This is a genomic window from Bradyrhizobium sp. SZCCHNRI20481 (genome assembly GCF_032485055.1).
Lineage (GTDB): Bacteria > Pseudomonadota > Alphaproteobacteria > Rhizobiales > Xanthobacteraceae > Bradyrhizobium.
In genome coordinates this window covers 97,436-107,708 of the sequence record NZ_JAUEUE010000024.1, presented here as the reverse complement: position 1 = coordinate 107,708, position 10,273 = coordinate 97,436, and the positions used below count along the sequence as shown (strand labels likewise).

At 65.1% G+C, this 10,273-nt stretch carries 13 protein-coding genes; 5 read left to right on the top strand and 8 right to left on the bottom strand.

Features of this window, described 5'->3' with window-relative positions:
• Positions 1-265 precede the first annotated feature (265 nt).
• Positions 266-592 carry a hypothetical protein gene (locus QX132_RS31130; RefSeq protein ID WP_315775518.1) on the top strand — a complete coding sequence of 109 codons (327 nt, stop codon included), beginning with the start codon at positions 266-268 and terminating at the stop codon, positions 590-592.
• Between the two features lie 438 nt (positions 593-1,030).
• Here QX132_RS31130 and QX132_RS31125 read toward each other — a convergent pair whose 3' ends face one another.
• The 4 genes from QX132_RS31125 to QX132_RS31110 form a co-directional block, all read right to left on the bottom strand.
• Entirely contained in the window at positions 1,031-1,510 is a 480-nt protein-coding gene (locus QX132_RS31125; protein ID WP_316163667.1) for a DUF3237 domain-containing protein, read from the bottom strand.
• Positions 1,510-2,829, bottom strand: a complete 1,320-nt coding sequence (locus tag QX132_RS31120; protein ID WP_315734739.1) for a TRAP transporter permease — start codon at positions 2,827-2,829, stop codon at positions 1,510-1,512. The genes QX132_RS31125 and QX132_RS31120 overlap by 1 nt, the downstream gene beginning before the upstream one ends.
• A gap of 6 nt (positions 2,830-2,835) precedes the next feature.
• The gene (locus QX132_RS31115) at positions 2,836-3,345 is read right to left on the bottom strand and encodes a TRAP transporter small permease (protein ID WP_315734741.1); all 510 of its coding nucleotides are present in this window, start codon (positions 3,343-3,345) and stop codon (positions 2,836-2,838) included.
• Between the two features lie 220 nt (positions 3,346-3,565).
• Entirely contained in the window at positions 3,566-4,582 is a 1,017-nt protein-coding gene (locus QX132_RS31110) for a TRAP transporter substrate-binding protein (protein ID WP_315783768.1), read from the bottom strand.
• Between the two features lie 411 nt (positions 4,583-4,993).
• Here QX132_RS31110 and QX132_RS31105 point away from each other — a divergent pair, with 411 nt between their 5' ends.
• Positions 4,994-5,407, top strand: coding sequence for a PaaI family thioesterase (locus QX132_RS31105; protein WP_316163666.1), 414 nt, complete (start codon positions 4,994-4,996; stop codon positions 5,405-5,407).
• A gap of 222 nt (positions 5,408-5,629) precedes the next feature.
• On the opposite strand, the gene QX132_RS31100 is transcribed toward QX132_RS31105, so the two are convergent.
• Entirely contained in the window at positions 5,630-6,514 is an 885-nt protein-coding gene (locus tag QX132_RS31100; protein ID WP_315775521.1) for a LysR family transcriptional regulator, read from the bottom strand.
• Positions 6,515-6,634: 120 nt separating this feature from the next.
• Here QX132_RS31100 and QX132_RS31095 point away from each other — a divergent pair, with 120 nt between their 5' ends.
• Entirely contained in the window at positions 6,635-7,267 is a 633-nt protein-coding gene (locus QX132_RS31095; protein WP_315783771.1) for a pyridoxamine 5'-phosphate oxidase family protein, read from the top strand.
• Positions 7,268-7,387: 120 nt separating this feature from the next.
• On the opposite strand, the gene QX132_RS31090 is transcribed toward QX132_RS31095, so the two are convergent.
• Entirely contained in the window at positions 7,388-8,116 is a 729-nt protein-coding gene (locus tag QX132_RS31090) for a glutathione S-transferase family protein (RefSeq protein ID WP_315734752.1), read from the bottom strand.
• 218 nt (positions 8,117-8,334) lie between these two features.
• Here QX132_RS31090 and QX132_RS31085 point away from each other — a divergent pair, with 218 nt between their 5' ends.
• Positions 8,335-9,033: a YafY family protein gene (locus tag QX132_RS31085; protein ID WP_315734755.1), complete on the top strand. Its 699-nt coding sequence runs from the start codon at positions 8,335-8,337 to the stop codon at positions 9,031-9,033.
• Positions 9,026-9,346: a YkgJ family cysteine cluster protein gene (locus tag QX132_RS31080; RefSeq protein ID WP_315734757.1), complete on the top strand. Its 321-nt coding sequence runs from the start codon at positions 9,026-9,028 to the stop codon at positions 9,344-9,346. The genes QX132_RS31085 and QX132_RS31080 overlap by 8 nt, the downstream gene beginning before the upstream one ends.
• Before the next feature lie 24 nt (positions 9,347-9,370).
• Here QX132_RS31080 and QX132_RS31075 read toward each other — a convergent pair whose 3' ends face one another.
• Both QX132_RS31075 and QX132_RS31070 read right to left on the bottom strand, forming a co-directional pair.
• On the bottom strand, positions 9,371-9,763 hold the full coding sequence (locus QX132_RS31075) for a hypothetical protein (protein ID WP_315735689.1): 393 nt from the start codon (positions 9,761-9,763) through the stop codon (positions 9,371-9,373).
• A gap of 134 nt (positions 9,764-9,897) precedes the next feature.
• Complete coding sequence (locus QX132_RS31070) at positions 9,898-10,248, bottom strand: DUF3307 domain-containing protein (protein ID WP_315735691.1); 351 nt, start codon at positions 10,246-10,248, stop codon at positions 9,898-9,900.
• Positions 10,249-10,273: the final 25 nt, after the last annotated feature.

Sequence of the window (10,273 nt, the reverse complement as noted above, 5' to 3'; positions counted from 1 at the left end):
ACATGATCGCGGCCACCGCTCCCCGCCCCGCGTGTCGTGACGATCGCGCGCTACGCCCCTCGGCTTGGGACGGGATGCCGGTAAAGAACCATAATTTCCGATAAAGCGCAAGATATTTATTTTTATCAGAATATGCTGGGAGGATGCCGCTTAGGCCGAAGCCCCCGGGGGCGACATCCGAGATGAACGGCCAACAACATTGCATTCAGGGTGCCTTCAAAGCCCGCGATGTAGAACGTCCCTACACTTCCCAATGGAGGGGACCATGGTTTCGCTGAAGACATCTCTCGCAGGCGGCGTCGCCGCGCTCGCTGTGACCGCAACCCTGTTCGCCGCGCCGGCGCCCGCTCAAGCCCATGACGGCCGCAATGCGGCGTTGATCGGCGGCCTGGTGGCCGGAGCCCTCATCGGCGGCGCGCTGGCGTCGGAAGCGCAAGCGTATGAGGCGGCGCCGGTCTACCGCTCCCACTACCGCGACGCCACGTATGACGGCTACGGCTACGAGCGCTACCGTTACGTGCCGGCTCACCGCTATCGCGATTGCGACCACGGCGGCTACGGCCGGGTTTCGGATTGGGACGACGAGGATTAGTCGTACGTCTGCCCGGGATCCGGGCGTCCCGATTTTCTTGCTCGACGCCATGGCTTCCGGACGGCGCCACCACTAGCTGCGCTGTCGTCCCGGGGCGGCGCCTCGACCGCGCTGCGCGCCGCCGAGGCTTACCCGGGACGACAATGGTGTATGAGGCGAGAGCCCGCGGCCACAGATTCCGGTGTCGTCCCTGCGAACGCAGGGACCCATAACCACCGGCTTCGATGGGACGATGACTGGCAGTCATGCCTCACCGATCAATTCCGCGGTATGGGTCCCTGCGTTCGCAGGGACGACAGCCGAGGTTGCAGCAACAGCTGGCGCCGCACCGTCATTACGAGCGACGCGAAGCAATCCAGACTGCCTGCGAGGAGATGCTCTGGATTGCTTCGTCGCTCTGCTCCTCACTATGACGAAGCGTGACGCAAGCCGCCCGGCCTACAGCACCATGTGCACGTCGATGATGACGCGATCGGCATGGCGGGCGGCGGAGCCTATGAAGACGTGCTCCATCAGCCAGCGATACTTCTCGTGGCCGGTCTCGAAGCGCGGGTGGGTGCGGAAGTAGATCAGCCTGGGGTCCACCGGCTCGCCGCGCTTGAGCTTCTGCAGCAAGTCGACCGGCCCGAAGCGGATGCCGCGGTTCTCGACATGGACGGTCGCGCCGTCATCGGTCTCGAAGGCGTATTTGGCTTCGAGGTCGATCAGCTCGTTGGGGCGGATGATCTGGAAGTCGGCGCCGAAGTTGCAGATTGTGCCGCTGATGCCTTCGCCCCCGAGGCCCGGCCCCTTCACCTCGCCGCCATGGATCGGGATGATCCGGCGCACGCCGATGCCGGTCTCGCCGGCGGAGGTCACCTCGCCGATCATGACGGTGAGGGTGAAGACGTAGCGGGTGTCGAGGATGGGCGCTGTCATCAGCGGTTCATCATCTGTTGCGGCAGCCAGGTGGCGAGCAGCGGGAAGGCGATCAGGATCACCAGCCGGATCAGGTCGGTCGCGACGAACGGCAGCACGCCCTTGAAGATCGTCGAGAACGACACGTCCTTCACCACGCTCTTGATCACGAACACGTTCATGCCGACCGGCGGATGGATCAGGCCGAGCTCGACGGTCATCACAATGATAACGCCGAACCAGATCGGATCGAAGCCGAGATGGGAGATGACGGGGAAGATGATCGGCACGGTCAGGATGATCATCGCCATCGCGTCCATCAGGCAGCCGAGGACGAGATACATCACCATGATCAGCGCCAGCACCCCGTAGGGCCCGAGGCCTAGACCGGTGAGGAATTCGGTCACCTTCTGCGGCGTCTGCGTCACCGTCAGGAAGTAGCCGAAGATCAAGGCGCCGATCAGCACCGTGAACACGGCCGCCGCGGTGCGCGTGGCCTGCAGCAGCGAGGCCAGGATCTTGTCCTTGTTCAGCCGTCCCGTGAACACGCCGATCAGGAACGCGCCGGTGGCGCCGACGCCGCCGGCCTCGGTCGGCGTGAAGCGCGGCAGGAAGGGGAGACCGTAGAGGCCGCCGATCACGAACAGGAACAGCAGCATCGGCGCCCAGATGCCCTTGAGGCCCTTGATACGCTCGCTCCAGGGCAGCGCCTCGCCCTTGGGCAGGAAATCCGGCCGGACGCGGCCGATCACCGTGATGGTGATCATGTACATGGTCATGGCGAGCAGGCCGGGGATGATGCCGGCGATGAACAGCTTGCCGATGTCCTGCTCGGTGATGATGCCGTAGACGGCGAGCACGGTGGAGGGCGGCAGCATCGCGCCGAGCGTGCCGCCGGCGGCGATGACGCCGGTGGCGAAGGATTGCGGATAGCCGAAGCGGCGCATCTCCGGATAGGCCACGGCCGAGAACGTCGCGGCGGTCGCCACCGACGAGCCGCAGATCGCGGCGAAGCCGCCGCAGGCCGCGACCGTGGCGATGCCGAGCCCGCCGCGCAGATGGCCGACGAAGCCGTTGGCGGCGCGGAACAGCTCGCGGCTCATGCCCGAGTTGGACACGAACGTTCCCATCAGCAGGAACATCGGGATCACGCCGAACGTGTAGTCCGTGACCGTGCGCATCGAGGTCTGGCCGACCAGCTTCAACGCGGCCGTGCCGTTGACGAGATAGGCGAAGCCCGACACGCCGACGAGTCCCATCGCCATGCCCACCGGCACGCGCAGCAGCATCAGCGCAAACAGCGCAACGAAGCCGATGACGGCAACCGCATCCGTGCTCATGCGGCGCTACTCCGTGGGCTTGATGTGAGGGTCATGAATCTCCTCGGGGTGGAAAATCAGGCGATAGGTCCGGATGGCGATCAGGAGCACCGCCGAAACATCGCCGATCCAGGCGATGGCGAAGAACGGCCAGGTCGGCATGTGCAGATCGAAGGTGAGGACGTTGTCCTCATAGGTGCCGCGCACCTTGTCGAACAGGGTCCAGGTCTGCACCGTGACGACGAACAGCAGCACCAGCGTTGCGAAGATGTCGATCCAGCGCTGATAGCGCGGGCCGACATTGCCCCAGATGAGGTCCACCGTGATGTGGGTGCCGCGGTACGATGTCGCGGCAATGCCCCAGAAGATCAGGATGCCGAGCAGCATCCGCCCGATGTCGAAGGAATCGGGGATTGAATAGTTCAGCGTGTTGCGGAGCAGCACCGACAAGAAGATGTCGAGCGCGACGATGCCGACGAAGAACGCGGCGATCCACTCGATCCCGTCGATGATCCGGTCCATGAAGGCGCGCTGCATGGCGTCCCCGTTTGATCTTAGTCGTAAACCTGAAGATTGAGCGCGAGCTGTTGCTCAGCAGGCGGTGGGCCCCCTCGCCCCGCTCTTGTCCGCCGTAGCTCGAAGAGCGAAGGCGGATGCGGGGAGAGGGTTGGGGTGAGGAGCGCGCGTCGAGGGCGCGCCCGTTGCCGCATCCATCGGAATGAGGCGGGAGGCGCGGCATCTGCGATGATCGCGATCGCTACTGCGCCAGCGCCTTGTACTTGGCGAGCGAGGCCTTCAGCTCGGTCATGGCGGCCTCGGCGTCGACGCCGGTCTTCTTGACGCCATCGGCCCAGGTCTTGAACAGCGGCTCGGAGGCCTTTTTCCACAAGGCGGTCTGCTCCGGCGACAGCTTGTAGACCTCCTGGCCGGACTCGGCCTTGATCTTGTCGACGCCGGCGTCCTCGAACTTGCCCCAGGGCTCGCCGACCCGGCCGGCGGCTTCCGTGTTGCAATTGTCGTCGATCGCCTTCTTCTGCGTCGCCGACATCTGGTTGTACTTGTCCTTGTTCATGACGAAGACGAAGGTCGTCACGTAGAACGGCGCATCCATGTGGTACTTCGTGACCTTGTCGACGCCGAACAGCACCAGCGAGCCCGCCGGAAAGGTGACGCCATCGGCGACGCCGCGCTCGATGATGTCGCGCACTTCCGGTGCCGACGACTGCACGTTGGTGCCGCCGAGCAGGGTGACGAAATTGGCGATCGTCGCATCGGCCGGGCGGATCTTCATGCCCTTGACGTCCTCGGGCACGACGACCTTCTTGGTGCGGGTGTGGAAAGCCGACGGCGTGTGGACGAAGGCGAGGCAGTACTTGACGTCCTTCATCTCCTTCTCGGCATATTTGCGATACCACGCGTCCAAACCTTCCGAGCCCCCCTTGGCGTCGGAAATCAGGAACGGCAACTCGCCGGCGCCGATGATCGGGAAACGGCCGGGCTGATAGCCGGGATTCACATAAGTGACATCGGCGATGCCGTCGCGCGCCATGTCGTAATGGTCGAAGGCCTTGCCGAGCTGCTGGGCCGGGAACACCTTGCCCTTGATGGTGCCACCCGAGGCCTTTTCGACCGACGCGGCCCAGTCCTCCAGCGCCTTCTGCAGCGGATGGCTCGCCGGCACCCAGTGCGAGATCTTCAATTCGAATGTCTTGTCCTGCGCGAGCGCGGGGGTCACACCGGCGGCCAGAGCCAACGCCAGAAGCGTCTTCCTCATCGGGATCGTCTCCTCCATCAGGGGGCCTTCGAGGGCCCTTTGCTTCATTGTTATAGCATATAAGCATCATTGCAAGCACGGCGGCAGGTTGGCCACCAGTGCACGCGCCAAGCGGAGCCTATCGCGCCCGCCAGCGCAAGTCTGGCAGACGAAAGTTGCAGGCACATGGCCATTTCATTAACACGTTAAGGATCTCGCCTGCACCCGAAATTGCACGGCGGGAGCATCGCACCACGAAATTGCCGCAGGGCCGCACCGGACGGCCGGCGACATCGCGCGCGGCCCATCCCGTGCATCCGATGCGCAACGTGTCAAACGCCCGCGCAAAAGACGTTTGAAACTTTGTAGGCGGTGCAAAATCCGCGCTGATGTCGTTGACTGCGGACATCGCCAGCAACGATCGAGACACGCATGAGCAGCGTCCCCGCCGGATTCGAACCGCATTTCCGCAAGAGCCCGTTCACCGATCCCTGGGAGCCGCTCTACGCCAAGAAAACCGACAAGGCCGTCATCCTCGGCCTGCGGCTCGCCACGCCGCACACCAATTCGCGCGGGCTGATCCATGGCGGGCTGATCGCATCGCTGGCCGACAATGCGATGGGCTATAGCTGCGCCCAGGCGCTAGGCTGGGAGGCGTCGCTGGTGACGATCAACCTCGCAGTGGACTACATCGGCAGCGCCGGGACCGGACAGTGGCTCAGCGTCGAGAGCGACGTCATCAAGAGCGGACGCACCGTCTGCTTCGTCCAGAGCCTGGTGCTGGCCGACGACGCCGTCGTCGCGCGTGCGAACGCGACCTTTCGCGTGGTGCCGAAGAAGGAGTGACCGAAACAGCCGGTCTTTCACATCAAGACGAGTGTCGCACCAAGGTCGGCGCAATCGCATCCACTCGTCATTCCGGGGCAATCGGCAACGCGCATCTGCGCGTTGTCGATTGAACCCGGAATCTCGAGATGATGAAGAACAGAGGCAAGACAACATCGGGATTCCGGGTTCAAGGCCTTCGGCCTTGCCCCGGAATGACGGGGTGTGGCGTTGTAGTCGCTTTCAGCCGAAGCGCCAGTCGCAGGTCGTGGTCACTAGGTCGATGAAGGCGCGCACTTTGGCGGAGAGGAGGCGGGAGCTCGGGAACACGATGTGGATCGGGAGCGGCGGCGGCTCGTATTTCGCCAGCACCCGCTTGAGGCGGCCGCCGCGCAGCATGTCCGCTGCCTGATAGGCCATCACCCGTGTCACGCCGCCGCCCGCCTCGGCATATTGGATCGCGGCGTCGGCATTGTTGGTGACAAGGCGCGGGCTGACCGCAATCCGCAGCTCCCTGCCCTCCTTGACGAAGCGCCATTCGTCGGACGGGCCGAACTGGATGGTCTGGTGCTTCGTCAGCGCCTCGGGCGTCCGCGGCTCACCATGGACCTTGAAGTAGGCGGGAGCGCCGACCACGATGCGGCGCATGCTGCCGACCTGGCGGGCCACGAGCGACGAATCGCCGAGATGGCCGATACGGACGGCACAGTCGACGCCGTCCTCCACCAGATTGATCTGACGGTCCTCGAGGCGCAGCTCGGCCGCGACCTCGGCATAGCGGCTCAGATACGCAGCCATGACAGGACCGACATGGAGCCGGCCGAAGCCGACGGGCGCCGAGACCACCAACCGCCCCACCGGCTGCAGGCGCTCGCTCTCCGCGGCGCGCTCCGCCTCTGCCAGATCGGCCAAGATGCGGCTAGCGCGCTCGAGATAGCGTCGTCCGGAATCGGTCAACGTCACCGAGCGCGTCGTCCGTTGGAGCAGGCGGACGCCAAGATGCGATTCGAGCGCGGCGACCAAACGAGTGACCGCCGATGGTGACAACTTGAGCCGGCGCGCCGCCGGCGCGAAGCCGTTCAGCTCGGCGACGGTGACGAAAGCCTGCATGGCGTCGATGCGGTCCATGGGATTATTGCAACATCTGCAACGATACAATGTCAACTAGCCGGATTATTTCCCAGGGGGATTCGGACCATATTGGCGTGATGGCGGCAGTCACTGCCGCAGCGACAAGGAGTCATTGCGATGACCCAGACAACCATCCAGGCACCCGGCGACGTCATGTTCTCACCCGCCGCGAAGGCGATCCAGGCGCGCAAAGGGTCGCGCGACAGCTACGCGCATGTGGAGCAGAGCCGCGGCTTTCGCCACGCGGTCGACGCCGATCTCGCCGGCCGCCTCGCCGAGGCCACGAGCTTCTATCTCGCGACCGCCTCGGCCGACGGCCAGCCCTACATCCAGCATCGCGGCGGACCGAAGGGCTTTCTCAAGGTGCTGGACAGCCACACGCTGGCGTTCGCCGACTTCAGCGGCAATCGGCAATACATCACGCAGGGCAATCTGTCGGAGAACCCGCACGCCTACATCTTCATCATGGACTACGCGCATCGCCGCCGGGTGAAGATCTGGGGGACGGCGCGGGTGGTGGAGGACGATGCCGCGCTGACGGCCTCGCTGATGCCGGGAGGCTACAAGGCGCGGCCCGAGCAGGTCATCCTGTTCACGATCAGCGCGTGGGACACCAACTGCCCGCAACACATCCCGCAGAAGTTCGACGCGGCCGACGTCGCGGAAGCGCTGGCCTTTCGCGATGCTCGCATCGCGGAGCTCGAGGCCGAGCTGGCGACGTTGAAGGGCGAGAGCAAGCCCTCCGCCTAGGTCCTGCGCGCTGCGGGCCGCGCCTTTCGCTTGTTAGTCATTCCGGGGCAATCGTCAGTGCGCAGCGGCGCACTGGCGATTGAACCCGGAATGACGGTGAGTCGGACTCGACTGATCAGCTCACGCCGCCTCGGCTGCCCCGCCCCACTCGAACTCGGGGTAATACTGCGCCATCATCCGGTCGGCATAGGCGACGAGGTTGGCAAAGCCTTCGGTGCGCCGGCGCAGCTCGGATTCGAAGAACGGGGTGAGAATGCCGGCGATGACGGCGAACGCCGTCGCGTCGGTGCCGCACGGACGGTCGCCCATCAGATAAGGCCGGTCGCCGAGCTGCACCGACAGCGCGCGCAGCGAGCGCGCTGCGAGATCGACGTCCTCATCCGGCGCGTGGCGGCCGAGCCCGGAGATCAGATAGTTCTCGGCGACGCGAAACTGCGCGTCCTCGCGCAGCTTCTCGCGCTTGTCGGCCGGCACACCGTCGAAGAAATGCGCCGGCCCCTTGGCGAAGTTGACCGGATCGACCCAGCGCGCTCCGACCAGCGCGAAATACAGGTGATGCTCGATCATGCGCTCGAACCCCCAGGCCTGCGCCCGCGCGCGCACGTCGAGTCCATGATCGAAGTCGAAGCCATATTTGCGCTCAACATGGGCGCGGATGAAGGTCGAATCGGCGATCAGCTCGCCGCCGTCGTCGATGAAGGGCAGTTGCCCCTTCGGCGAGGCCGGCGGCATCGCCCGCTGCTTCCGAAAAGCAAGCCCCGCCATCTTCAATTGCACCTCCGTCTTGGTGACGAAGGGGCTGATCTCCGGCAGGCCGAAGCCCGCGCCCAAACCGAACAATGTGATCATGACAGCACTCCCGACTTCCTGAGCAGACGCCGGACGCTACGAACATGCTGCTGCCACCATGGTGTCAGCAGCGGCACTAGCGTGGTGGCAAGGCCAAGGCCATAAAACATCATCATCGACATCACCCCTTCAATCTCGTTGTTGACCCGGTATAAAGGCGGGCTGCTGCCAGCATCCTGTCAGCATCGGCGGGGGTGCTCGCCCATGCAGGACACACCATGAGACGCGCCGACCGGCTGTTCCAGATCATCCAGGTGCTGAGACGCACGCGCCGCCCCTTGACGGCGGATGCGATCGCGGCCGAGCTCGAGACCTCGAAGCGCACGATCTATCGCGACATCGCCACCCTGATCGGCCAGCGCGTGCCGATTCGCGGCGAGGCCGGCATGGGCTACATCCTGGAGAAAGGTTTCGATCTGCCGCCCCTGATGCTGACGCCGGACGAGATCGAGGCGGCGGTGCTCGGGGCGCAATGGGTCGCGGTCAACGCCGACCCGGTGCTGGCGCGCGCGGCGGAGGACCTGATGGCCAAGATCGCCGACACCGTGCCGGAGCGGCTGCGGCCGTTCGTGCTGGAGCCGGCGAGTCGCGCCCCGCGGCCGTGGATGCGCGAGCCGGACCACATCGACATGGCGCGCACACGCTCGCAGATCCACGAGGGCCGCAAGATCAGGTTGCGCTATCGCGACGAGCAGGGCCGCGACAGCGAGCGCGTGATCTGGCCGATCGCGATCGGCTATCACGACGCGGTCCGCATCCTCGCTGCCTGGTGCGAGCTGCGCCACGACTTCCGCAGCTTCAGGACCGACCGTGTCGTCGAGGCGGACTATCTCGACGACAAATATCCGGAAAGGCGCGAGGCGCTGCGCGCCAAATGGCGGCGCAGCCTGGTGTGGGAGGTTCCCAAGGATGTCTGAACCGATGCCCGATGACCTTGACGTCAGCCCCTGTCAGAGCTGCGGCGCGTGCTGCGCCTATTCGTCGAACTGGCCGCGCTTCACCATCGAGGAAGATGCCGCGCTCGACCTCATCCCGGCGGAGCTGGTCAACGAGCGGCTGTCGGGCATGCGCTGCGACGGCGACCGCTGCTGCGCGCTCGATGGCGAAATCGCGCGTTCCGTCGCGTGCCGGATCTACGCGATCCGCCCCGAGGTGTGCCGGACCTGCATGCCCGGTGACGCCGAATGCGCGATGGCCCGACGCAAGTTCGGGCTGCAAGTGCTCGCCTGAGCCAAAGGCGAGGAAGACGGGAAGTCAGGCCATGACCGGCTCGGGGCTGTCGTCGAGATCGTCCTCGAACGGCTTCATCACCGAGAGCGGCTTGGTCGACAGCGAGATCGGCTTGCGGCTCGAGGTCGTGCTGGCCGGACCCGCCCGGCCCCCGCGGGATTGCGCATACAGCGCCGATCCGACCCGGCCGCCGAACTGCGACAGGTCCTGCTCGCTGCAGGTGGATGCAATCGCAAGCGCCAGCGGGTGAAGATGCGTGCGCCTGTAGCAGAACAGCGCCAGCATGGCCCTCACATCGGCGGACACGCTCTCGACCAGCGCGGGCAGCCCGTTGGCGTCGGCACGGTAGAGCTCGCCGAGAAGCTCGTCGCCGACCGGGCACGAATCGCTCTCGAACGCATCGCGGCTTTGAAGCATCGGTTTGATTGCCATGCCGCGACGATGCAGCGCGAATCGCTAACGGTCGGTTAACCAAACCGAACGGTCGTCCCACCCCCGGCTTGACACGGGGGCTGCCGCGGCCGGCGCGCCGAGACGCGCCGTGGCCGGGCTCAGCCGTTCGCGGCCATGAAGATCGAGAGCCCGAAACCGGTGAGGTGATGCAGCGCCTGATCGACGCCGATCAAGGTCCAGAACCAGGGGTGCTCGGTATTCATGCCGAACCGCGACGAGCAGATGCCCTTCAGGCGATCGATGGTGATGTGAATGGCGAAGTCGATCACGGCGACGAACCAGAATCTCGGCGCGACGATCAGGATCAGGACCATGGCGACGGCGAGATGGATCAGGCAGTGCACCAACAGCGGCAGCGCCCAGCCCTTCCGCTGGTCCTTGCCATAGGCCATCCAGGCGTTCTGCAGCACGAAGTCGCCAATGATGTGCTTGAAGGTCAGCAGCAGCATCCAGCCGACCAGCGCACCAACCGGA